Genomic DNA, 22064 nt, shown 5'->3' on the forward strand with positions numbered 1-22064 from the left:
GGGAACCTTCCGTCATGGTCATCTCAGTGTGCCGTCCATCCGCCGTCCACGGTCAGCGTCTGACCCGTGACGTATCGGCTGGCGTCGCTGGCCAGGTAGAGAAGGGCGCCGTCGAAGTCTTCCGGCTTGCCGTGACGCGGGAGCAGGGTATTTCGCAGAATCCATTGCTGGATGTTCTCGAGTTCGATGACGTCCTTGGTGATTTCACTCTCGAAGAAGCCCGGGGCGATGGCGTTGACGCGGATGCCGTATCGGCTCCACTGTGCCGCCCATTCGCGCGTGATGGATTCGAGCCCGCCCTTTGATGCCGAATACACGGCCTGCGGGAAACGGCCGATGCCGACGCTCGCGACCATCGAGGTGACGTTCACGATGCTTCCTGTGCCCCGCTCGCGCATGCCGGGCTGGAACGCTTGAACGAGGCGGATCGGCGAAACCAGGTTGACATTCAGTGTTGACGCGATCTGCTCGGCAGTCTCGTCCTCCGCCTTCACACCGCCGGCGATGTAGGCAGCGTTGTTGACGATGATGTCCGGCGTACCGAACTCGGCGCGAACGCGATCGACGATGCCGTCGACCTCGTCGGGCCGGGACAGGTCGGCACGAATGGCGATGCTTCCCGGATGCGCGGCCACGAACGAGTCGAGCAATTCCACCCGTCGCGCGACTACGGCCACTCGCGCGCCTGCGCCGGCGAGCACGTCGGCGAACCGGCGGCCGAGACCCGCCGAGGCGCCGGTGAGGACCGCGGTCCTGCCTTCAAGGGAGAAAATCTCGAGGGGCGAGGTCATGTCGTCCTTTCTTTACACCCGCACCGCGGCGGCGTCGCGTTTTGCCGCGCCGGCAGCGATCGGGAACAGGCTTGCCCAGCCACTCTCGGCGATGAGTTCGGCGAGGATGAGCTGTCCACGAGTCTCGCCTTCGGGCAGCCGACGGTAACCCTGGCTATGCCGAGAATACTGGGAGATGTTCGTCTCGTCGGCGAAGCCCATCGCGCCGTGCAGTTGATGTCCGGCACGCAGCACCGTGTCCGCCGCTTGAACCGCTGAAACCCGCAAGGCGACAGCGTCAACCAGTGCGGTCGCACGATCCCCTTGCGCGATGGACCACAGGGTGTACTTCGCCAGTTCGGCCAGTCCCTGCACGGCGACCGTGACATCCGACAGTCGGAACTGTGTTGCCTGGAACTTGATGATGGGGCGTCCGAACTGCTCACGTTCGTTCGCGTACACGACGGTGTCCGCAAGCGAGCGCTCGAGCACTCCGAGCAGCCACCAGGATTGCAACGCGATAACCAGTTCAGCGTTCTCCTGCGGAACGCCCTCGTCAATCTCGGCGTCGATCTCGGCGACGAACTTCGCCAGCTTCTCGCCAATCAGCGGACCGCGATGAGTGAGCTGTGCGGAGTCGCCACGCAACGTTGCAGCGGCCCAGTCCAGGTCGATATCTGCGTGCACGGCGACCCGACGACCCGTGGTGGGAACCAGAAGGATCGCGTCCTTACCCTCCGGACGGGCAAGCCGCTCGGCGATGGGGTACATCAGCAGCCGACCGCCTGCGGCCCGGCAGGCTTCTGCGGCGGCCTCCAGCTGGACTTGGTCTTCTCGCGGGGCGATCTCCCAGATCCCGAGTGGGCCGAGTAGATCGTCGACACGTTTGCCGCGAGCGGCCGGGTTCCGTTCGAACTCGCGCGCGAGATCGACACCGCCGGCGGCGTCGATCGCCTCGCCGACTGCCTGACCGAGTTCGAGCGCCTCTTCGGACACAGTACTCTTCATTTCTTTGCCACCATCCTTCGGCCGAGCGCGATCCGGTTCATTTCGACCGTGCCCGAAGACACCGTCGCTGCCTGGGCGTACCGCCAGTGATCCTCGACCGCGCGAACATAGGTCAGCGCGGTATCCGTTGTGCCTAATCCCCACGCTCCGACCACGTCCATGAGCACCTCGGCGACTTCTTGGTCGAGTAGGGTTCCGGCGATGCGATATGCCGACGCGTCGGCTGGGTCGAGCTTGCCTTGTTCCTGAGCTGCCACGACCGAGTAGGCCATCAGCTTCACGCGTCGCGAGTTCATCAGAGCCGTCGCCCAGCGCTGCACGATTGAGTCAGGCAGCTCGTCCCACAGCTCACCGAGGGCTGCCGGGGCCTCTGCGAGAAGCCGCTCGCAACGGGCGTACCGAGCGATTCCGATGCGCTCGAACGCGAGCACCTCGTTGATGATCGTCCACCCGTCGTTCACTTCGCCGAGGAGGTTTTCTTCCTTGACGAATGCGCCCTCGAAGTAGACCTCATTGATGTGGTGGGGTCCGATCATCGCGGGGATCGGCCTGACTTCGATCCCGGGCTGGTCCATTTCGATGAGGAAGACCGAGATGCCGTCTTTCCGGCTCTCTTGTGTCCCTGTGCGCGCGAGCAGGACGCACCACGTCGCCATGCCAGCGTATGACGTCCACACCTTCTGTCCGTCGATACGCCACCCACCGTCGACCTTCGTCGCGCGAGTGCGCAGCGCCGGGAGGTCGGAACCGGCCTCGGGCTCGCTGAAGCCCTGGCACCAGTCGACCTCACCGCGACCGATCGGCGGCAGGAAACGCTCCTGTTGGTCGGGCGTTCCGTAGCGCATGATGACCGGACCAATCCAGTTCAGTCCCATGTACTGCGGCCCGCGCGGCTCGTGGAATGCCCACATCTCTTCACGCAGCGCTGTCTGCTGCCACGGGCCGGCGGCACCGCCACCCCACTCGATCGGCCACGTCAGCGCGAACAGCCGGTTCTCACCGAGCAAGCGGCAGAACTCCTTGGCGATCTCGTGATCGTTCGGGTCGTCGGTGAAGGCACCAAGGTAGTCCCTCGGAATAGATTCGGTGATCAGTCCGCGCAACTGCTTGCGCAGTTGCACGGTTGTCTCGTCCTCCGCGAAGTCAAGCATCTTTGCCTTCCCGCCGGTTATCGCGCACGGCGTATGTGTCGGCGGCAGGCATGTGCCAAGCCGCAAGTTTGTGGATCGCTGTCCTGCGTCCATCATATCAATAATTGTGACATCAGTGTATATGGCAATATCAACTTTGATGCAGCACCTGGTGCTATACATGCAATGGTTGCCTTCTTAATGAGGTCACCGGCGACATCGAAGACGACCGTGCATCAGGCGGTCCGGCACTGCATAGGCGCAGAGATGAGGAGAGCAACGTGTTCACAGGAGCGCGATCACGGTTCGTGGAATTGAACGACCGAGGGGATCAGGCGATCGGGGCGTGGGTGACCGCGGCCGACTCGTCGACCACGGCAATCTTCGGCGAGATCGGACACGACTTCGTCATCATCGATGGCGAGCACGGAGCCCTGGGCGTCCGCGACATCCTTATGCACATCCGGGCCGCGCAAGCGACCGGCACGGCGGCCATCGTCAGGGTGCTCAAGGGCGACCCGACCCAGATCCAACAGGTGGTCGACCTCGGTGCGGACGGTGTTCTGGTGCCGAAAGTCGAGACTGCGGAGCAGGCGGCCGCCTGTTATGCCGCGACGCAGTACCGCGCCGGCGGACGCGGGTTCTGCCCGATGGTGCCGGCGGCAGGTTGGACGGGGGAGAACTGGAGCGAGCACGCCTCCCGGTCGAACCGGGAGGTCATCTTCATCCCGCTGATCGAGACCGTGGCAGGTGTCGACAATTTCGAGGCGATCGCAGGAGTGGATGGCGTGGAGTTCGCCTTCTTCGGCCTGGGCGACCTCGCCCAGGACATGGGCACAGACATGTACGCCGGCCGCGAGCAACTGCTCACCATCTGGGAAGACTGTCGAGACAAGGCGGAGCGTGTCGGCCTCCGGCTCGGTGCGCCCGGCGGTATCGGCTTCGAGGGCACATCCTTCATGACGATCGGCGGCGACCTGAACTATGTCAGGGCGACCGGCGCCGAGCGACTCGCGAAATTCCGCAGCCCGGTGCGGACCGGCGCATGACCGAGCACGCCCAGTCGCTCGCCCAGATCGGCGCCCAGACGTCCCTTGAGGTGGGCGTGGGCCACATGCTCCTGAACATCGCCGATCCACATCCAGGCCACGAGCGTGAATACACGCGCTGGTACGAGGACGACCACTTCTTCTCGTCCGCGATGATGGCACCATTCGTGTTCGCCGGACGCCGCTGGGTCGCCCCCGCAGACCTTCGACGCCTTCAATACGGCCGACCTGGGGGCGAATACAGCAACTCGTCCCGTGGCAGCTACGCCGCCACGTACTGGATCGCACCCGGTCACCTCAACGACTACTTCGCCTGGGCGGCCGGGACCGGTCCGCAGTTGGATGCCCAGGGCCGGAACTTCACCGAGCGCCAGTTGGCCTTCGTCTCGTTCGCCGACCAGGTCGGCACCGTCTACCGCGACGACCGCGCACCACGCGACGTGTTCTCTTTGATGGATCCCCCTGGTGGTATGGTCGTGCAACTCATCGACGTTCCGGATTCTACGGATCGGGACGCCACAGCCGACTGGCTCCTCGATGAGTTCCTCCCGGCACGCCTCGCCAGAGAAGAGGCGAGCGTGCTCAGCGTGCTCGTGTTCCGCGGTGCGGCAGACACGTCTGCGATGCGGCCCGCACTTCAAGACCTGCAGCGGAAAGCCGATAACGACGGACGACGACTGGTCCTGCTTTGGTTCCTTGAAGGCGATCCCCGTGACGCGTGGGAGCGCGAGTTCGACGCACTCCCGAAAGCGATTGCGGCCTCCGGTCACGGAACTGTCGAATGGACCGCACCGTTCGTTCCCGCGCACATGGGCACGGATGACTACGCCGACTCACTGGGGCTCGTCTAGCCCGGCCACCGACGTGTCTCCGAGGTCTTGAGAGATTAGTCTCCTACGTCCTGAAAGACACTTTCAGCCCGACGAACGGGTTGTTCTAAGAACTCCCGAAAACGAGAACGCTCCTGAGGAAACTCGGGAGCGTTTCGTCGTTTTGCGGGGTGCGGAAAGCTGGGTCGCTGTCAGCAGGCGGGGCGGTTGCCAGGGGGAAGTGGGTCGACCTGCTTGAGAGCGCCGTGACTCCGAAGGCCCGTTGCGCTCGACGGCGACGCGCTGAAGGAAGCGTTCGCCAGCGGGGCGGATGCAATCGAGCGGGACGCCTTCGCGGACCTGCTCAAGTCTCCAGTCGAGGAGGTGTCGGAGCAGGAGAGACGTCCCCGATCGTCGAGCCCGATCGGGCGATAACTTAAGCGGCTCCGGACTCGATGTTCTCGCACGAGCGGCCTGTCTCGCGAACAAGGAAGCGCCGCCGAACAGTCAGCCGGGCGGCGCTTCACTCTGTGCAATTGTCAAGAATCGCTACATGTCAGTCCCTGACGCCGGACCCCGGAGTCCACTGCACCACCTTTTGCGCCTCGTCATCGAAGAGCACCGCACTTTCACCCGCGGCGTCCTTGCCGAGCACCACACGTCGTGTCCCCATCCATCTGACTACTCTCCTGATTTCTTGTTGAAAAGGTCGCCGAAATATTCGCGCATAGCGGTTTCGTAGTCGTCGAAGTCGACTGCATCCTTTGAATCAGAGAACGCCTTTACCAGCCCGTCGATGTCGTCATCGGGTACGGCTTGGAGCCCGAGTTCGTCAGCGGCGAGGTCTGACCAATGGTCGCGGTAGCCTTCCAGTGGTTCGATGAAAGCCTGCGGGTCGGTCAGTGTTGCCGGCGCGGAGGCCGGGAGGCCAGCGGCGACCGCGTCACTCTGCTTATGAATGGTTGCGTTGAGACCGGTCGGGTCGAGAATAGTCACCCCCAGGCGTTTTGCCTCGGAGATGAGCTTTGAGAAGATGCTCAGCGTCTCGCTCACGTATCCTCGGACGAAAGACGCTTTGGCTTCTACGAGGATTCGTTGTGCCGCCGGGGGAAGACCGTCCCACACCTCTTTGTTGATGGCATAGCCGGAGCCCGAGCCTGCGGCACCGTCGATGAGGGTGAGGTACTTCGCCTCTTCCATGAGGCCCAGGTTGACGTGGTTGTTCGCCGCTGAGGAGACACAATCCACAATTCCGCGTTGCAGTGCCTCGTACAGTTCGGGTGGGGGCAGTGACACGTTCGTCATCCCGAGGGCCTCGACTTCCTCTTTCCAGGGCGATCCGAAGGTCGCGACCACCTTCCCCTGCGCCTGCTCTGTTGACTCCACCGGCTCCGTGCACAACATCGGGAAAGGTCCCGAGTGCACCACGGCCAGGGGAACCATGTTGGACTCGGCGAACTCGGCGAGAAGTTCCGGACTGGTCTGGTACAGCGCGTTCGTGGCGGCTGACCCCACCACGGTCGATTCCGGATGCCCCGGGCCGATGACATCACGGGCGACGTTCGTTCCCCAGTACGAGATCGGCAGTTCCTGGGGGTTGAAGGTGGCTCCGAAGAACCCGATGTCGGTGAGGCCGGACTTAATAGCCGCCAAAGATTCGGCCGGGGGCGCGAGTGTTGCCGAATAGTAGGGTTCAAAGTCGATCTTCCCTTCCGAGTGCTCACGGGCATAGTCCATGAACGCTTGGAGTCCGCGGCCGGGAGCACCATTCTCGGGTCCGATCTCGCTGACACGAAGTACTACGGGTTCCATCTCTTCGAGGCCGCCAGGGTCGGCGGTCGCCTGCGGTGTCGGGGGAGACCCGGCGCAGGCGGACAGCAGCAGAATGCTGGCTCCTCCCAGGGCTAGGAGCATTGACGGTTTCGTTCGGGGCCGTGTTGATTTCGCTGTCATCATTGACACTGACTTCACTTTCAAAATAAGCGACGCAGGCAATCGCTGCGCCGGTCGGTCATGCACTTCATGGAGCTCTGGTTTCGGCACGGTTGAGAACATCGTGAAGGGCGCCTACCCCGGCCGGTGGCGGCCGTAAGGTGGTCGCCACTGGCCCCGACAAAGATGCCCGGTCCTGCTTACCGCGCCGCTGGCTGCGGGAGGGGCGCTGCTGTGAACAATCGGTACGACGCATCATTCTGATCACGACGTGCCTCGAGCGGCGGAACTCCGTCCACCGGGGCAACTGCTCGAGCGCCGTCTCGCGGGTTCTTCGACTCGGTGACAAGGTCGTTCACGTAGTCCCGCTCGATGATTGCCAAGCGGCCATCGTCGGTCGCCGTCCAGCGGTCGATGTACCGGCCGTATCCGGCTCGGTCGATGAAAACTTCGCCGTCCCGGCGCCGCAACAGGGATATGACGTACGATTCGCTGACGAGGTCACCCGAGGGATTGCGTTCAATGTATACGTTCGCGACTCGGTGAACGTTCAACTCGAGCTTCTCGTGGAAGGGCCAAACCCAGTCCATGAAGCCGGGCGCATCGCCCACGTAAATCCCGCTGTAATCGAGGGCTGCGTCTGCCGTGAAGGGAGACAGTGCGAGTTCGCGATCAAAGCGGTCGAGGCCACGGCAGTACGCGTACAGGCCCTGGCTGATCTGGTTCCGCTCCTCGGCGGTGACGTCGTAGACCATTCTCAGCTCACCCCCACCGGGTTGCCGGAGGCCATGCGTGCAGCGCGCTCGCCGATCGTTTTGACTCGCTCAGCCGGCTCAGATCCAATGCGCCCGGCGACGAGATCACGAACCTTGTCTTCGATCCAGATCGGACCGTTGGTCACCCGGTCGAGCGCCTCACGGGCGATGTCGGCGGGCTCTGCCGCGCCGTCGACGCGGCCGTATGCCTTCACCATCGTGGGAGTGTTCGTCTGACCGACGACAGGCGTCAGCACGTCGATGCCGTGTTTCGCGAGCTCGACCCACAGCCCCTCTCCCAGGGTGTGCCCGAACGCTTTGCTGGACGCATAGAGCGCGAATCCGGGCGAGCCGCCGAACCCGGCGACCGAGCCCATCAGCACGAGCGCACCGCGACCTCGTGGCGCCATCAGACCCGCGAAGTGGTGCACGAGGCGAGCCTTGGACACGAAATTGCGCTGCAACCGGCTGGCGAGCATGTCCCAGTCGTGATCGATGAAATCGCCGTATTTCGGCTCCGAGCCGACGTTGTAGACGAGCGTACCGATCTCGAGTCCGTCGGTCGCCGCGATGATCTGCTCGGCACCCTCCGGCACGGAGAGGTCGACGGCTATCGTGCGAACCTCCACACCGGGGTTCGCCGAGCGGATGCCCTCGGCTGCTTCGTCGAGCGTCGACTGGGTGCGAGCAACGAGCACGGGGTTGATCCCCCGGGAGGCGAGCTCGTTCGCGAACGCAGAACCGATACCCTCGGAACCGCCCACGACCACCGCCCAGGGGCCGTACTTTTCGGTGAACATTGCGGGATCAGACATATAGACTCCTTCGTCGTTGAACCGTGTGGCTCAGGTCGCCGGAGCGTATCTAGGACCGTGGTATCGGTCAACCGCCGAGTTGTGGGCGCTCGACACCGGATCGGTACGCGGAGGGGGACTGCCCGAACCACGTGCGGAACGCGTCGCTGAAGCTGGTGGGCGACGCGTAGCCGAGGTCGCTGGCGATTTCGGCTATCGGTTTCGCGGTGTCGCGGAGCCTCGACGTCGCCAGTTCTCGCCTGACCGAGTCCCGCAGCGTTCGGAACGACAGACCTTGGGCCTCCAGAGCTCGCTGCAGGGAACGTGCAGACGTGCCCAGATCCGCCGCTACATCGCGCACGGAGCAGGATACCCCGCCCGTCGCACATAACCGATCGACTACACGATCCCGGACGTTTTTCGACTGGCGCAGTTCGTCGATCATCGCTTCAAGGTTGTGCACGTGCTGCCGATGGAGATACTCGTTTGCTCCTGGCAGCCGACGGATACTTATCTCCGGATACCAGTGCAGCCGCGGACGGCTCGATGTTCGGACGACACCCACGTGATCACGCCGATTGATGGCCTCAAGAGGGAGCGAAACTGGCAACTCCATACCGCGGTAGGGAAAGAGACCAGCCCAGATACTGTCCCAAACGCGGATATGCGCCGTCACGACGATGATCTCGTCAAGCTCCATTAGGTCGGGGGGAGTATTGGAAAGGTCGAACTCGATACCGACGAGGCGCTCGTGGGCGTCGCGCAGCGGGACGACCGACGTGAGCGTGAGATACAGGTCGCCCCGCTCCAGAATGCGAACGATCGTTTCGACGTCGGGCGCCGTCCGTGTGGCCGGCCCGTAGGGGTTCGTCGCCTGCAACACGAGCCGCCCTGCGACAATCGGCCAGAGCTCGCGCCGACGGTCGGTTGCCGCCGCGAAGGCACGCCGGAACGCGATGCTCGTCTCCGCGCTCGTGGTCATCCCAGATCCCGGCAGTCGCCTCGGCAAACCCGCCTGCGCGAGAACCCGACGGGAGTCGATGTCGTGCTCGTCGAGAACCTCACAGACGATTCGCAGATAAGTGTCGTCGATGCGCAGTGCAGCCTGCGTTTCCGGTCTCAACCTGCCTCCGCTCGGTCCTTCCCGCTTCGTCGCGGTCTCATTACGATATAGAATTTGGCGCGATTTCGAAGCTACCGGCGCGAACTCCGATGCCACGCAGTCGATTAGGACGCCTCTGATTGTCAGTACGGCGCAGTGGTCAGGTCTGTCTGATCCGGGAGAGTAGATCGCTTCCGGGACGAGTTCCCGCGACCGGCTGCGCAAATCGGAGTCGACGAGCATGTCCTGCACCATGATCTCGGTTGACGCCGTTGAAGACGGTCATATGCTGCGGCGGACGCCGATAAGCCAGAGCCACTTGTCCCACGGCTGCCGCGTGCTGGACCGCCGATGGAATGTCGAAGGGGTTGTTGTAAACAGCATTGGGCAACTGCTCAGCGAGGCGGAGGCCGTTCCAATGAACTCATCCGCGCGTACCGCTATTCCCGGGACGGCAGTTCGGTGTCGTAGTTGAGAAGGGCAGCCGGATGTGAGGTCGTGACCGCGTTCCACCCTGCTCGACCCTAACTGACCAGATCCAAGGCTCGACACTGCCGGGCACCGTCATGGGCCCTGCGCATCCATATATTTTATTATTATAAGAATTGACAGTGATGCACGACCACGGCTAACGTGGTGCGCGGCTGAGCCTGCGGAACGCACAACGTCAGTCGTTCAATGAAGAACCGCTCCAGAAAGGCGACCAAGGATGATGCTCATCGAGATGCCCACGATCGGAACCGAGGTCGATTTCCTTGAGCGAGCGAAGTCGATCGCTTCCATCATCGAGAGCGAGGCGGAAGCCACCGAGCGCGAAACCGACGTGACGGATGTCGCCGCCGACGCGATGAAAGAGCAAGGGCTTTTCTGGATGTTCGTCCCGCGCCACTACGGCGGCGGTCAGGTCGATATCGTCACCGCCCTGAAGGTCATCGAGGAGGTCTCGCGCGCCGACGGATCCACGGGCTGGGTGCTCATGGCAACGTCGATCGGCACGCGCAACAGCTCGTTTTTCCTGCCGAAGGAAGGCGCCGACGAGCTGTTCGGCGGCCCTACGAAGGCCATCACGGCAGGCTACGCCGCCCCACTCGGCACGGCCGTCGAGGTGGACGGCGGCCTGATTGGCAGCGCCGAAAGACTCCAATTCGGGAGCGGGTCGAAATTCACGACCCACATGGCATGTGTCATGCGCGTCTTCAACGAGGACGGCACTCAGAAGATGGTGGATGACAAGACACCGGACATTCGGGCCTACATCGCTCCGAAAGACCAGATCACGATGCTCGGCAACTGGGACGTAATGGGTCTCGTCGGAACCGGAAGCTACGACTACGCGCTGCCCGAGCGATTCCTTCCCGACAAGTACACGCTTCGGTCCAACTTCTGGACGGACCCCGCGCTGCCGGTGGCCGGATCAGAACTGAACCGCGGCACGATCGGATTCGCCGGTCACATTGGCGTCGTGCTGGGCCTCATGAAGCGGGCACTCGAAGAGGTGGCGAACATCGTGCCAGGCAAGAAGCGCCAAGGCTACGACACCACGGTCGACAAGAACCAGGTGTTCCTGACGGATTTCGCCAGAGCAGATGCCAAGTACCACGCAGTACGCAGCTACGCGTTCGAGGTGCTGGCCGAAGCCGAGGTGTCCGCGCACACGAACGGCGAGGTCTCGGCCGAGCTGACGTCGCGCGTCAAGCAGGTCACCACGTGGGTGCACGAGGTCGGCACCGAGGTCATCAACTTCGCCGCCCTTTGGGGTGCCTCGCAAACCATCCGCAACCCGAGCGCTCTGGGACGCGTCCTGCGCGACATGTCGGTCGCCCGGAACCACCTGGCCGCCGACCCGATCGGCCTGATCCAGTCGGCCGGGCCGATCCTGTCCTCCTGGCAGCGAGCTCAGTAGAGCGTACGGCGGAGAACCAGATGACAAACGCTGACGCGGAAAAACTCGCCAACCTGTACCTGAGCTGGAACGAGCGGCGGGCCGCCAACCAGAACGACCCGATCGTCTTCCTCCGAACCCTGTTCCAGGAATGGGAGCAGATGAGCACCGAGGTTCCCGGAGTCTGGTATGAGACCGTCGACGGTCCCGTCACGGGCATTCGCGCCGTACCAATCGGCGCCGATGAGACCGCCGCCGTCCTCCATGTCCACGGTGGTGGCTACATCGGCGGCAGCTCCTCGAGCCATCGCAAATTCGCGGGACACTTGGCGAAGGCGATCGGCGTTCCGGCATTTGCCGTCGACTATCGGCTCGCACCCGAGCACAAGTACCCGGCTCAGCTCGATGATGTCCGCGCGGCCTTCGAGTGGCTCGTCGCAGGCGGGGTGTCCCCTTCGCGGATCATCGTTGCCGGCGACTCTGCCGGTGGAGCGCTAGCGACGGCACTGGCGCTTCAACTGCGCGACGAGGGCGGGGCAGGGCCTGGAGCAGTCGTTGCGCTATCGCCGTATTACGACAGCGAGGGCCTGGGCGACTCGTTCGAGTCGAACGTCTCCTCAGACATCATGGCGGGAGCGCGCGGGCGCGCCGGTATCCATGCCAACGTGTCGATGTTCATCGCCGACGAGAGCCAACGCACCAGTCCCTACGTGACCGCGTTGCGCGCAGACGTCACCGGATTGCCACCCCACTTCCTCACTGTCGGCAGCGGCGAACTCCTCGTCGACGGGGTGCGGAGATTCGGCGACATGCTCCGCGACAGCGGCATCCCCGTTGAAGTCGAAGTAGTCCCGAACATGCAGCATGTCTTCCCCCTTATGGCCGGCACCGCGCCGGAGGCGGACGCCACCGTCCGCGCTGCGGCCGAGTTCGTCCACACGCACGTTCCCCCGCACCAACGAGAGGTCACCAATGCCCCTGCTTGACAGCCCCTTTTCACTGACCGGGCGCAGTGCCGTCGTCACCGGCGCTGGCAGCGGCATCGGCCGAGGAATCGCACTGGTGCTCGCCAGCCAGGGCGCGCGCGTCTGGGTCGCGGACCTCGATCAGGCTGGTGCGGATGCCACGGTTGCCGACATCCGCGGTCGCGGCTGGACAGCCGAAAGCGCATCGCTCGACGTCACCGACGCCGCCGCCTCGCACGCACTCGCCGACCAGGTCGCCGACACCCACGGTTCGGTCGACATCTGGGTGAATAACGCAGGCATCACGGCTGACGGTCCGCCCTCCACCGTGGATGATGACGAACTGCTCAAAATCTGGAAGGTCAACTTCCTCGGTGTCGTGCACGGCTCGCAGGCAGCAGCCCGTCGCATGGTCGACCAGGCGCGCAAGGGGTCGATCGTCAACATCACCACCGGCGGCGTTGACAAGGCCATGGATGGGATCGCCGCATACACTTCGTCGAAGGCCGCCGCACACCAGTACTCCCGGTCGCTCGCGCTCGAACTCGGCCCCAGAGGAGTGCGGGTCAACACCGTCGCCGCCGGCTGGGTCGAAACCGGAATCACACGCCGCCACTACGGCGAGGGTGTCGATCGCGAGAGCGACCTTCAAGAGAAGGTCAAGCGCACCCCGCTGGGCTTCATCGGCGATGAGTACGACCAGGGCTATGCAGTCCTGTATCTGGTTTCGGATGCGGCGAGGTTCGTCACGGGCGCGGTACTGCGTCCCAACGGCGGCACCTCCATGCAGTGGTAGGAAAGGAACAGGGAATGCGATCATTCACAGGATCGGCGGTCGTCACCGGCGCAGGAAGCGGGATCGGGCGATCAATCGCCCACGCACTCGCCACTCGTGGCCTCGGCGTCGTCGTCGCTGACGTCGAACTCGCCGCGGCCGAAGCCGTGAGCAGCGAGATCATCGCGGCCGGCGGTCGCGCGATCGCGAACCAGGTAGACGTTCGTGACCTGGCCGCCATGGAAGCCATGGCCGATCGTGCGGAAGCCGAGTTCGGTCCGACGAGCGTGCTGGTGAACAACGCCGGCGTCACCCTGAGGCCGTTCCGAGCCTCGTGGGACACCAGCTACGAAGACTTCCGCTGGATGTTCGACATCAACTGGTGGGGCGTCGTGCACGGTCACGCTGCGTTCGTACCGAGAATGCTGGCCGGTTCCGGTGAACGGCAGGTCGTGAACACCGCCTCCACAGCAGCAATCCACCCGTTCGCCGGCCACTCCTCCTATTCCGCATCGAAGGCGGCCGTGGACGCATTCACCATCGCGGTGCGGGCCGAACTCGAAGTCGCGACTGAAGGATTCGGCGCGAGTGTCCTGTTCCCTGGTCCCATCAAGACCCGCATCACTTCCAGCGCGCGGCTCCGTCCGACCGCCGAGGCGGATGCGTCGACGTCGGTGAAGGCGTGGACTGAGTACACAGGTGACGCCGCGCGCAGCAAGCTCATCGAGACGGCGGATGTCGACGGCGAACTCCCTCACCGAGCGAGCAACTCCTCCGAGATCATCGACGCCGACGCAGTCGGCAAGGTGGTGCTCGACGGCATCGACCGCAACCAGCCGTACATCCTGACGCACCCCCCGCACGGGGATCGCATCACCCAGCGCGCCGACGAGCTGCTCGCCGCCGGGCCGCGCTGAGGTGCCGGCGGGCGCCCGGGGCACACCCCCTGAGATCGGCCGCGCCCAACTCGTGCTCCTCGCGCTCCTCACCGCGCTGGGCGGGTTGGCAACGGGGCTCTATCTGCCCGCCTTCCCCGAAATTGCGATTGAATACGAGACGGATGCGGCCGGCGTCCACCTGACCTATTGGCTCTACCTGGTCGGTTTCGGTGTCGGCCAGATCGTGTTCGGTCCCGTGTCAGACCGATTCGGACGCCGCCGCCCGTTGGTGGTGGCATCCGCGGTCTGCCTGGTGGCCTCCATCCTGGTGGCGATCGCACCGACCCTCACCGTCATGGCGGGCGCGCGGGTGCTCCAGGCGATCGGCGCCGCCGGCGGTGTCGTCATCGCCCGCGCAATCGTCTCCGACAAGGCCACCGGGTTTGCTCTCGCGCGCAAGATGAACCTCATGGTGAGCCTCTCGATGTTCGCCGCGGTGATCTCGCCCCTGGCCGGGAGTGTCCTTGTGACGTTTCTGCCCTGGCATGTGACGCTCTGGGTGATCGTGCCGGTGGCCGTCATTGTCCTCGCCGGTGTGATCCTGATCATCCCCGAGACGCTCCCCCGCTGGAGAAGATCACGTCGAGTCGAACTGGCTGACCTCGGCCGAGTCTTCCGTAATGCGCGGTATGCGAGCTTCCTGCTGGTCTCTGCAGCGGCAAGTTGTGCACTGCTCTCCTATACCGGGGCGTCGCCGTTCATCTATCAAACGGTTCTGGGCTTCTCGGCGCTCGGTTACGGCATCCTCTACTCGATCAACGCGCTTGGAATGGTCGGGCTCACTTACCTGTCGGCTGTGCTTGCCATGCGTGGCGTTCACCCGGCCAGGACTCTGGGCGTCGGTGTCGGAGTGCTCGTGATCGCCGCCATTGCTGCGTTCGTTGTGCCATCGGCCGCATTGCCCTTCGTGCTCTTTATAGCCACCGCGAACCACGGGCTGATCACGGGCAACGCTGCGGCCCTCGCCCTCTCTGAAGTTCGCCATGTCGCCGGATCCGGCTCAGCGTCCCTGGGCGGCGCTCAGTTTGTCGCTGGCGGCATCGGCGCGTCAGTCGTCGGCGTCGACGGTGCTGAATCCACCACGCCCTATCTCGTCGTGCTCGCGACATCCGCCGCGGCCGCCCTGATCGCGTACCTCACCGGAATGTCACGCCGCGGGGGCGGCCGCATGGAATGAGCGGGCGGTGCGCCAGGCACACCGCCCGCTCAGGGGACCGACCAGCCGCCGTGACGTCAACGGATCGGCTGCAACGCCTTCGCCGCACGCTGCGGGTCCGCGTAGAGCCGCAGTCGGCTGATCTGCGATCCTTCAATCGTGAACACGCCCACGTAGTCCTGCTCGTAGAGCGCTCCGGTCTCACCGATGATGCTCCGCCCGGAGAACTCCAGGATCACGCGATTCGTGTCCGCATCCGTCGTCACCGTGTGGATGGTGAACTGCAGATCCTTGCGCTTGGAGATCATTTTGCGGTAGTCCGCGGCAATCGCCTCGGCCCCGACAAACTCGGCAGGGCTCACCGGCGAATGGAACGGCAACTCGTTCACCGCATCCGGAGTGAACAACGCTTCGAAAGCGTCGAAGTCGCCCGCCTCGAGGGTGCGGTGGAACCCGAGTGCGACCTCGACCTGGTCTCCCCCCTTCGCGGGGGCACCGATCACCATGCGACCGGGAGGTCGTAGACGCCGAACACGAAGCCGTCGCGCTGGAAGCCGATGTCGCTCTCGGAACCGGCCAGGCGCAACGTGGGGATACGACGCAAAATCGTCTCGAAGACGATTTCCAGCTCCGCACGAGCAAGGTTCTGGCCCAGGCAGGAGTGGATGCCTCCTCCGAGCGCGAGATGCTTGCTGTTGTCGCGGTCGATGTCGAACACGTCGGCGTTATCCCAGGACCGCGGATCACGGTGCGAGGGCGACATGAGCGGAATGATCCCCGCTCCCGCCGGGATCTTCACGCCACCGAGGTCGATCTCGGCGGTGGTGATGCGAGCCACCGACCCGTCGTTGATCGCTTGGAGGCGCAGCATCTCGGTGATGGCGTCGGGGATCCGGTCTGTGTTCTCTCGCAGGAAATCGGCGAGCGCAGGATCCCGGAACAGCTGCAGGAAACCGAGCGAGATCGTGTGCGCGGTGGTTTCGTGTCCGCCGACGACCATGACGTAGGTGTGCGCGACCGCCTGTTCCCGGTTGATCTCACCCGCCTGCATCTTGTCGGTGAGCACCTGCAGCACGCCGCCGCCCGGATTCTTGATCGACTCGTCGACGAGCTGCTCGCAGATCCCGAAGAGCCCCTGCGTTGCGGCGGCAAAGTCTTCGGCAGACGAACCGGCCCGGGTGATCACGGTCGCATAGCGCTCGAAGTACTCGTGGTACGAGTAGTCGATGCCCAAAACCTTGCAGATCACCGTCGACGGGATGACGAGGCTGAACTCCTTGTGAAAGTTCACCGGTGTCTCGAATGTCAGGAGCCGGTCGACGGCATCGTCGACGACCTTCTGGAGGTCGTCTCGCTGCTCGTTGATCTTCTTCATCGTGAACCACGGCGCGAGCATCTTGCGGAACTTGCCATGCAGCGGCGGATCCATGTGGTTCATGATCAGGTCGTTACGGCGGAAGCTCATGCCGCGACGGACCTGGGGAAACTCCTCCAGGCTCGGATCCCGCGAGATGAACGGGCTCTCGAAGACCTCCCGCGCCTCCTTCTGCCGCGCCACGACCCACGCCGTCTTGCCGTTCTGCAGTGTCACCAGCTTCGCCGGAGTCTCCTCCCGCCACTCGACATAGGCCTTGGGAGGCTGCAGCGGGTCATCACGCAGCTGCGGAAATGCCGGAGGAGCATCGGTCGTCTGTTGACTCACGATCGTCATTACGTCACCTTCACCATTGAACGATGCCGAGCCAGAGGGCAGCGCCCGCCCGACGTTAAACTATGAATCATTATACTTGCACGAGTGTCTCCCGGAATCAACGGAGGAGCGCCGCGCCGTTGTAAGTGATCGAGCTGAGCGAGAAACTGCTCGTTGGATCACCGCGTTGAGCTGTCGCTAACTATGAAAAGAATCCTCGATTTCATCGCCCCTGGAGGACAGGCAGGATGTGGTGCACCAAGCGGCCGCGGACCTCCTCGTGTTCCGGCTGATCCGGGGTCGAGAACATCATCGAGAATCGGTCCACGCCGAGTTCGGCGATGTCCTGCAACCGGTCCAGGCAATACGCCGGCTCCCCGACGATCGCATACGAGTCGAGGTATTCGTCGTCTACGGACGCGCGGCCCTGCGTGGACTTTGCGTGCTGGTTGATGTCGTAGGAATCGCGGATGCTCTCCAGCACGGTCCGCTCGTGGTCGCTGGCTGCGCCTCGCACTTCGCGGTCCATCACCCGGAACCGGGACCCGGCCATGACGAACGGCATCATCAGCTCCTTTGCACGTTCAGCGGAGATGTCCGCGTCGACCACGCTGATCGGAACATAGGCGCTGAACGACAGCTCGCCCGGATCACGTCCGGCCTGCTCGGCGGCACCGCGAGCGAGGTCGATCGCCCACGCGATGCGTTCACGGTCGGCGCCGAGGAAGAGCGCGACACGGTCGGCGACCCGGCCCGCCATCTGGATAGCTTTCGGCCCGGTTGCGGCCACCTCGATGGGGACGCGTGGCACATCGCGATCCATCCAGACCAGCGCACTCGCCGGCGGAAAGTGACCTGCGGCGAGGTCGTCGAAACCGTGCACCGCGCCCTCCATGGTCGGCGCCGCTTCGGCCAGCGGGATCGACCCGCCCTCGAGGTATGTCTTCAGGTGACGGATGTAGCGCTCGAGGTATCGCAGGCGTGTCGGCGAGAGTCCAATGTGCGCGAGTGCCGTGTCGCCACGGCCTATCACGAGATTCGCACGACCACCCGAGGACTCCTGCAGCGCAGCGAATCCGCTCGCCATCACGGCAGGATGTCTGGTGAGCGGGACGGCCACGCCGCTGGAGAAGTGGATGCGCTGGGTGCGCTGGGCGATCGCCGACAGGACCACGAACATCTCGGGAGCGATCGACTGGGTATCCGGATAGCGGACACCATCCCACCCTTCTGCCTCATAGGTTTCGGCCGTTTCGATCGTCGGCGCCATGCGCGGATCGTGGAAGCGAGAGATCGACGTCCAGCACTGGGCGATCGCGGTACTCATCAGGTTTCATTCCTCTTCTGCACGAGCGACGGCCCGGCGACACGGTGTTGCATTTTTCAACTCGACTGCCCCAGACTCGGGGCATGATTCGTCACTGCTCACTCTGGAAGTTCACGGACAACGCGCCGGCCGGCCTCATGGAAGAACTCACCGACGCCTTCTACGCGGCGGCGGGCGAGATCCCCTCAGTGCGCGCGTGCCACGTAGGCGAGAACATGGGCTACTTGCCCACGAACCACGACTTTGCGCTCACGATCGACTTCGACGATCTCGACGGCTATCGCGAGTACGTCGCCCATGACCGCCACATGGAACTCTTCAAGAGCTACCTCGAGCCCTATCTGGAGTCCCGAGCCGCGGTGCAGTTCGAGCTCCGCGCCGACTGATCGATCGGGTCGATCGGCGGCGCCGGCGCGGAGCTAGTGACGCCTACGCCGGCTGGCTGACGTGCCGGTATAGCGCGAACGTGTTGTTCAGGAACCCTCCGTCGACCACGATGTTCTGCCCGGTGACGTAGCCGGCGTCCTCGGACGCGAGGAAGCTGACCACGCTCGCCATGTCGGCCGGGCCTGCGAGCCGACCCAGGGGGATGAACGGAGCCTTCTGAGGCTCGTCGCCCTCTTGGATGGCGCGATTCGTTCCTTCCGTCTGGACGCTGCCCGGCGCGACACCGTTGACGCGGATACCGTCTGGAGCGAACTCGATTGACGCCTGCTGGATGAGCATGGCAGCAGCAGCCTTGGACGCCGCATACGACCCGACCCCGACCGCCGGAGCGAGCGCAGACATCGAGGTGATGTTTACGATGGCACCCTTGCCATCGGCTGCGAGCTGCGGATGGAACGCCTGCATGCACAGCAAGTTTCCCCGCACGTTGATCGAGAAAACGCGGTCGAACTCTTCGACTGAGATGCTCAACAGCGGCGACCACAGGTAGATACCCGCGCTGTTGACCAGCACGCTGAGTTCGGGCACCTGCGCCGCGGCCGCCTTCACGGACTCGGGGTTGCCGACATCCAGCTGCAGCGCTGTTCCGCCGAGCTTCTCAGCGGCGGCCTGGGCCAGCTCTGTGTCGTAATCGGTCGTGTAGATGTGGTAGCCGTCGTCGGTCAATCGCTTCGCGATTCCGAACCCGATTCCCTGTCCGGCACCAGTAACGAGTGCGTAGCGTGTCATGAAGTCTCCCAATCGTTTGTGCCTCTGTGTTTATCATTTATAGGATAAACACATATGTCGCGCCAAGAGGGTGCGACGGATTCGACCGAAACCCAGCACCGACACGACGGAGTGGACCGGACATGGCCAGCGGCAAATTTGATGGCGCCTATCGCGCACTTGTGACCGGGTCGAGCCCAGGAGGGATCGGGGCGGCGATCACACGGAGACTCGTTGACAGCGCGCTGAGCCGACAGCTCGAGCCGCGTATCACGATCACTGCGACGAAGCCGACGGAGGAACTCGCGGCGTTCGCCGATTCGCAGCGTGATCGAGGCGCGAAGATTCTGGTCCTCACCGGTGACCTGCAGACAACAACGTTTCCTGTTGAAGTCGCCGAACGCGCTGTTGAGTTCGCGGATGGCCTCGACACACTGGTCTCGAACGCCGGCAACACGATGCTCGGGCGTCTCGTGGACCAGACGACAGTCGGGGAGTGGGACGCGGTGATGAATGTGCACGCCCGCGCGGCCTGGCTGCTGGCGTCAACCGCGTATCCCGCGCTCCGCGCTGCTCGCGGGTCGTTCATCGCGACCACCTCGACCAGCGGGATGAGCCCGCACCCCGGCCTCGGGGCGTACTCACCCGCGAAGGCCGCCCTCATCCGCCTCATTGAGAATCTCGCTCTCGAATGGGGGCCGGTGGGGATCCGCGCGAACGCGGTCGCTCCCGGTCCGATCGTCACGCCGATCAGCCAGAAGTCGCGTCCGGATATGGGCGAGGACGAGATGCGCGAGATGCTCGCGCAGCGCGCAGAGGCGATGCCGCTTCGGGTGCTTGGCGAGCCGGATGACATCGCCGAGGCCGTGGCCTTCCTCGCGAGCCCCGCGGCCAAGTTCATCACCGGGCAGAATCTCGCCGTCGACGGCGGACTGTCCATCAGCGCGAACTTACGAGTGCCCATGCGCCACCGACTCACCGTGGAGTGAGCGACAAGTTCCACCGCACGGGCAATAAACCACGACACAACAACGACAGCAAAGGGATGATCATGACTGAAACCGCCGTACGCACCGAGGCCGATGAGATCGAGGCAATCCGCCGGCTCAAGGCCCGTTACTTCCGCGCCCTCGACACCAAGGATTGGGATGAATTCGGAGCCGTCTTCACAGAGGATGCGGCCATCGGGCCGATCGATAACGGCTTCACCGACGAGCTCCTGGCGCTCCGCCCCGCCGTGGAACGGCAGCCTGTGGCGGCATCCGGCATCGGCGCCTTCGTCGAGCGCGTCGCAACCAACATCGGCCCGCTCATCTCCACCCATCACGGCCACCAGCCGGAGATCGAACTGACCGGCGACGACGAGGCGACGGGCATCTGGGCGATGGAAGACGTGCTCGTGTGGCCGGCAGACGGCTATCGCCTGCGTGGAACTGGGCACTACTGGGAGACCTATCGCAAGGTCGACGGCGTGTGGAAGATCGCCTCGATGAAGCTCACCCGGCTTTACGTGCACGTCGAGCGGATCGATTCGCTGGCCTGAGCCCCCGCATCGGAATTCACGCCGCCGAGTTCGGAATTCGCGCCAAGTTCTACATCGTCGAAATGATGCCGGTCAGATGAGCGTTACGGGGGGCCGGGTGAAACCCGATACACAGTCCGCGCTGCGGATCGACGACGCATACCTGCGGATCATGTGCGAGGTGCTCGAGGAGCACGGAATCGACTCGCGAGACGTGCTAGCGTGAGCGGGATTGCCCAGGCGCATGCCCGACCGTGAGACGACCACGAGTGCCGAGACAAGCATTGCGTTCCGGCGCGCGTTCGCCGCGGCCACCGACCGGCGGCGAGGGATCTGGTCTCTCGTCGCCGGACGGCTCGCACTGCGGACCCCGAATCCGTATGGGCTGGCCACGCGCACGGCGCGACATCGAGTCTGTGGTCCGAATTCTCGAGCACGGCGATCTCCACCTCGCCCTTATCTCGGTCATCCCCCTGCGTGACGCCGCAGGGCAGCTGGTCGGTGTCAAATTCGATGTGTCCGCTGCTCCGCCGGACCTGCGTGACTACGAACAGGTCGTCTCCGTCACCGCGCATATCCGCGGCTGGGACAGCATCTGGGCGGGCGCGTTCCCGTATCGCCGCATGGAGTTGCCCGTCTCGCTGTCGCTCGATGCCATCAACCGCCGGAATTACGCAGGTATCGTTCGCACCTCCAGCCGGCCGCAACTGCATTGGTACCCCGACATCAGCAGCCGTCCACTTCCCGGCGCGAACGAATTCTGCATCGGCAGCACCTCCGAGACCTCACGACGATGATCAGAGAGGTGCGCCGATCGAAAGGTATCCGCGACCGAATCGTCGACCGACTACGGGCCCCCGGCGGGGCAACCTGCACAGTCGGACAACTGGCGAGCGAGTTCGGCACCTCGACACGTTCGCTGCAACGAGCGCTCGCCAAGCAGGGCCTCTCCTTTCGCGCACTGCAGGAATCCGTGAAGCGCGAACTAGCCACTTCAGGCTTGCGCGGCACGTCGAAACCGATCGCCGAAATAGCCCTGGATCTCGGTTATGCCTCGCCGACGAGTTTCAGCGACGCGTTCAGCAATTGGTTCGGGCAATCTCCGTCTGCGTACCGAGCCGCCGCACGGGTAATGCGGTAGTCCAGCAGCCGTTGACCGACCCGACCACGCGGGATACGATCCGTCGACCATTCAGCCAGACGAACTGAGACAAAGGAGTCCATATGACCGACCGTACCTACGCGGAGCCGGCCGAACGCGCCAAGTCGATCGACGAGCGCGCTGCCCGACTTGCCTCCGGCAAC

Annotated in this window: 23 protein-coding genes; 12 read left to right on the top strand and 11 right to left on the bottom strand. The window is 64.1% G+C overall.

Annotated features, from left to right (window positions below; genetic code table 11):
* Positions 1-23 precede the first annotated feature (23 nt).
* From HCT51_RS15710 to HCT51_RS15720, 3 genes are read right to left on the bottom strand one after another with little or no spacing between them, the layout of a single operon-like run.
* The gene (locus HCT51_RS15710) at positions 24-791 is read right to left on the bottom strand and encodes an SDR family NAD(P)-dependent oxidoreductase (protein WP_166875293.1); all 768 of its coding nucleotides are present in this window, start codon (positions 789-791) and stop codon (positions 24-26) included.
* A 12-nt stretch (positions 792-803) separates the two neighbouring features.
* Positions 804-1778, bottom strand: coding sequence for an acyl-CoA dehydrogenase family protein (locus tag HCT51_RS15715; RefSeq protein ID WP_166875290.1), 975 nt, complete (start codon positions 1776-1778; stop codon positions 804-806).
* A complete protein-coding gene (locus tag HCT51_RS15720; protein WP_224760536.1) occupies positions 1775-3091 on the bottom strand; it encodes an acyl-CoA dehydrogenase family protein in 1317 nt (438 codons plus the stop codon). Before HCT51_RS15720 ends, HCT51_RS15715 begins: the two co-directional genes overlap by 4 nt.
* A gap of 98 nt (positions 3092-3189) precedes the next feature.
* Between HCT51_RS15720 and HCT51_RS15725 the strand changes: the two genes are divergently transcribed.
* Both HCT51_RS15725 and HCT51_RS15730 read left to right on the top strand, forming a co-directional pair.
* A complete protein-coding gene (locus HCT51_RS15725; protein ID WP_166875284.1) occupies positions 3190-3957 on the top strand; it encodes an HpcH/HpaI aldolase family protein in 768 nt (255 codons plus the stop codon).
* Complete coding sequence (locus tag HCT51_RS15730) at positions 3954-4808, top strand: hypothetical protein (protein ID WP_166875280.1); 855 nt, start codon at positions 3954-3956, stop codon at positions 4806-4808. The genes HCT51_RS15725 and HCT51_RS15730 overlap by 4 nt, the downstream gene beginning before the upstream one ends.
* A 639-nt stretch (positions 4809-5447) precedes the next feature.
* On the opposite strand, the gene dctP is transcribed toward HCT51_RS15730, so the two are convergent.
* From dctP to HCT51_RS15750, 4 genes are all read right to left on the bottom strand, one after another.
* Complete coding sequence (dctP, locus tag HCT51_RS15735) at positions 5448-6680, bottom strand: TRAP transporter substrate-binding protein DctP (protein WP_166875277.1); 1233 nt, start codon at positions 6678-6680, stop codon at positions 5448-5450.
* Positions 6681-6898: 218 nt separating this feature from the next.
* Complete coding sequence (locus HCT51_RS15740) at positions 6899-7453, bottom strand: nuclear transport factor 2 family protein (RefSeq protein WP_166875274.1); 555 nt, start codon at positions 7451-7453, stop codon at positions 6899-6901.
* 2 nt (positions 7454-7455) lie between these two features.
* Positions 7456-8268: an SDR family NAD(P)-dependent oxidoreductase gene (locus tag HCT51_RS15745; protein WP_166875271.1), complete on the bottom strand. Its 813-nt coding sequence runs from the start codon at positions 8266-8268 to the stop codon at positions 7456-7458.
* Positions 8269-8335: 67 nt separating this feature from the next.
* Complete coding sequence (locus HCT51_RS15750) at positions 8336-9370, bottom strand: helix-turn-helix transcriptional regulator (RefSeq protein WP_166875267.1); 1035 nt, start codon at positions 9368-9370, stop codon at positions 8336-8338.
* Between the two features lie 688 nt (positions 9371-10058).
* Between HCT51_RS15750 and HCT51_RS15755 the strand changes: the two genes are divergently transcribed.
* From HCT51_RS15755 to HCT51_RS15775, 5 genes are read left to right on the top strand one after another with little or no spacing between them, the layout of a single operon-like run.
* Positions 10059-11252: an acyl-CoA dehydrogenase family protein gene (locus HCT51_RS15755; RefSeq protein WP_166875264.1), complete on the top strand. Its 1194-nt coding sequence runs from the start codon at positions 10059-10061 to the stop codon at positions 11250-11252.
* Positions 11253-11272: 20 nt separating this feature from the next.
* Positions 11273-12217 carry an alpha/beta hydrolase gene (locus HCT51_RS15760; protein ID WP_166875261.1) on the top strand — a complete coding sequence of 315 codons (945 nt, stop codon included), beginning with the start codon at positions 11273-11275 and terminating at the stop codon, positions 12215-12217.
* Positions 12204-12992 (top strand): SDR family NAD(P)-dependent oxidoreductase, encoded by a 789-nt coding sequence (locus tag HCT51_RS15765; RefSeq protein WP_166875259.1) that lies wholly within the window; start codon positions 12204-12206, stop codon positions 12990-12992. Before HCT51_RS15760 ends, HCT51_RS15765 begins: the two co-directional genes overlap by 14 nt.
* A 14-nt stretch (positions 12993-13006) precedes the next feature.
* Positions 13007-13888, top strand: a complete 882-nt coding sequence (locus tag HCT51_RS15770) for an SDR family NAD(P)-dependent oxidoreductase (RefSeq protein WP_166875257.1) — start codon at positions 13007-13009, stop codon at positions 13886-13888.
* 52 nt (positions 13889-13940) lie between these two features.
* Positions 13941-15086: an MFS transporter gene (locus HCT51_RS15775; protein WP_166875255.1), complete on the top strand. Its 1146-nt coding sequence runs from the start codon at positions 13941-13943 to the stop codon at positions 15084-15086.
* A 56-nt stretch (positions 15087-15142) separates the two neighbouring features.
* On the opposite strand, the gene HCT51_RS15780 is transcribed toward HCT51_RS15775, so the two are convergent.
* The 3 genes from HCT51_RS15780 to HCT51_RS15790 form a co-directional block, all read right to left on the bottom strand.
* The gene (locus HCT51_RS15780; RefSeq protein WP_166875253.1) at positions 15143-15571 is read right to left on the bottom strand and encodes a nuclear transport factor 2 family protein; all 429 of its coding nucleotides are present in this window, start codon (positions 15569-15571) and stop codon (positions 15143-15145) included.
* A complete protein-coding gene (locus HCT51_RS15785; RefSeq protein WP_166875250.1) occupies positions 15565-16776 on the bottom strand; it encodes a cytochrome P450 in 1212 nt (403 codons plus the stop codon). Before HCT51_RS15785 ends, HCT51_RS15780 begins: the two co-directional genes overlap by 7 nt.
* Before the next feature lie 202 nt (positions 16777-16978).
* Positions 16979-18082 (bottom strand): LLM class flavin-dependent oxidoreductase, encoded by a 1104-nt coding sequence (locus HCT51_RS15790; RefSeq protein ID WP_166875248.1) that lies wholly within the window; start codon positions 18080-18082, stop codon positions 16979-16981.
* An 83-nt stretch (positions 18083-18165) separates the two neighbouring features.
* Between HCT51_RS15790 and HCT51_RS15795 the strand changes: the two genes are divergently transcribed.
* Positions 18166-18468: a Dabb family protein gene (locus tag HCT51_RS15795; RefSeq protein WP_166875245.1), complete on the top strand. Its 303-nt coding sequence runs from the start codon at positions 18166-18168 to the stop codon at positions 18466-18468.
* Positions 18469-18511: 43 nt separating this feature from the next.
* Here HCT51_RS15795 and HCT51_RS15800 read toward each other — a convergent pair whose 3' ends face one another.
* Entirely contained in the window at positions 18512-19258 is a 747-nt protein-coding gene (locus HCT51_RS15800; protein ID WP_166875242.1) for an SDR family NAD(P)-dependent oxidoreductase, read from the bottom strand.
* Between the two features lie 122 nt (positions 19259-19380).
* On the opposite strand from HCT51_RS15800, the gene HCT51_RS15805 reads away from it, so the two are divergent.
* From HCT51_RS15805 to HCT51_RS19040, 4 genes are all read left to right on the top strand, one after another.
* Positions 19381-20226, top strand: a complete 846-nt coding sequence (locus HCT51_RS15805; RefSeq protein ID WP_166875237.1) for an SDR family NAD(P)-dependent oxidoreductase — start codon at positions 19381-19383, stop codon at positions 20224-20226.
* Positions 20227-20288: 62 nt separating this feature from the next.
* Positions 20289-20780 carry a nuclear transport factor 2 family protein gene (locus tag HCT51_RS15810; protein ID WP_166875234.1) on the top strand — a complete coding sequence of 164 codons (492 nt, stop codon included), beginning with the start codon at positions 20289-20291 and terminating at the stop codon, positions 20778-20780.
* A 359-nt stretch (positions 20781-21139) separates the two neighbouring features.
* Positions 21140-21556, top strand: a complete 417-nt coding sequence (locus HCT51_RS15815; RefSeq protein ID WP_166875232.1) for a hypothetical protein — start codon at positions 21140-21142, stop codon at positions 21554-21556.
* Positions 21553-21900, top strand: a complete 348-nt coding sequence (locus tag HCT51_RS19040) for a helix-turn-helix domain-containing protein (protein WP_166875229.1) — start codon at positions 21553-21555, stop codon at positions 21898-21900. The genes HCT51_RS15815 and HCT51_RS19040 overlap by 4 nt, the downstream gene beginning before the upstream one ends.
* Positions 21901-22064 lie beyond the last annotated feature (164 nt).

The organism is Salinibacterium sp. ZJ450, from assembly GCF_011751885.2.
GTDB lineage: Bacteria > Actinomycetota > Actinomycetes > Actinomycetales > Microbacteriaceae > Ruicaihuangia.

Coding starts and splice junctions, on each gene's coding strand:
- HCT51_RS15765 (WP_166875259.1), top strand. CDS start 12,204: ATGCCCCTGCTTGACAGCCCCTTTTCACTGACCGGGCGCAGTGCCGTC.
- HCT51_RS15785 (WP_166875250.1), bottom strand. CDS start 16,776: ATGACGATCGTGAGTCAACAGACGACCGATGCTCCTCCGGCATTTCCG.
- HCT51_RS15790 (WP_166875248.1), bottom strand. CDS start 18,082: ATGAGTACCGCGATCGCCCAGTGCTGGACGTCGATCTCTCGCTTCCAC.
- HCT51_RS15745 (WP_166875271.1), bottom strand. CDS start 8,268: ATGTCTGATCCCGCAATGTTCACCGAAAAGTACGGCCCCTGGGCGGTG.
- HCT51_RS15720 (WP_224760536.1), bottom strand. CDS start 3,091: ATGTATAGCACCAGGTGCTGCATCAAAGTTGATATTGCCATATACACT.
- HCT51_RS15760 (WP_166875261.1), top strand. CDS start 11,273: ATGACAAACGCTGACGCGGAAAAACTCGCCAACCTGTACCTGAGCTGG.
- dctP (WP_166875277.1), bottom strand. CDS start 6,680: ATGCTCCTAGCCCTGGGAGGAGCCAGCATTCTGCTGCTGTCCGCCTGC.
- HCT51_RS15770 (WP_166875257.1), top strand. CDS start 13,007: ATGCGATCATTCACAGGATCGGCGGTCGTCACCGGCGCAGGAAGCGGG.
- HCT51_RS15815 (WP_166875232.1), top strand. CDS start 21,140: ATGGGCTGGCCACGCGCACGGCGCGACATCGAGTCTGTGGTCCGAATT.
- HCT51_RS15800 (WP_166875242.1), bottom strand. CDS start 19,258: ATGACACGCTACGCACTCGTTACTGGTGCCGGACAGGGAATCGGGTTC.
- HCT51_RS15780 (WP_166875253.1), bottom strand. CDS start 15,571: ATGGTGATCGGTGCCCCCGCGAAGGGGGGAGACCAGGTCGAGGTCGCA.
- HCT51_RS19040 (WP_166875229.1), top strand. CDS start 21,553: ATGATCAGAGAGGTGCGCCGATCGAAAGGTATCCGCGACCGAATCGTC.
- HCT51_RS15710 (WP_166875293.1), bottom strand. CDS start 791: ATGACCTCGCCCCTCGAGATTTTCTCCCTTGAAGGCAGGACCGCGGTC.
- HCT51_RS15740 (WP_166875274.1), bottom strand. CDS start 7,453: ATGGTCTACGACGTCACCGCCGAGGAGCGGAACCAGATCAGCCAGGGC.
- HCT51_RS15755 (WP_166875264.1), top strand. CDS start 10,059: ATGATGCTCATCGAGATGCCCACGATCGGAACCGAGGTCGATTTCCTT.
- HCT51_RS15730 (WP_166875280.1), top strand. CDS start 3,954: ATGACCGAGCACGCCCAGTCGCTCGCCCAGATCGGCGCCCAGACGTCC.
- HCT51_RS15810 (WP_166875234.1), top strand. CDS start 20,289: ATGACTGAAACCGCCGTACGCACCGAGGCCGATGAGATCGAGGCAATC.
- HCT51_RS15715 (WP_166875290.1), bottom strand. CDS start 1,778: ATGAAGAGTACTGTGTCCGAAGAGGCGCTCGAACTCGGTCAGGCAGTC.
- HCT51_RS15795 (WP_166875245.1), top strand. CDS start 18,166: ATGATTCGTCACTGCTCACTCTGGAAGTTCACGGACAACGCGCCGGCC.
- HCT51_RS15805 (WP_166875237.1), top strand. CDS start 19,381: ATGGCCAGCGGCAAATTTGATGGCGCCTATCGCGCACTTGTGACCGGG.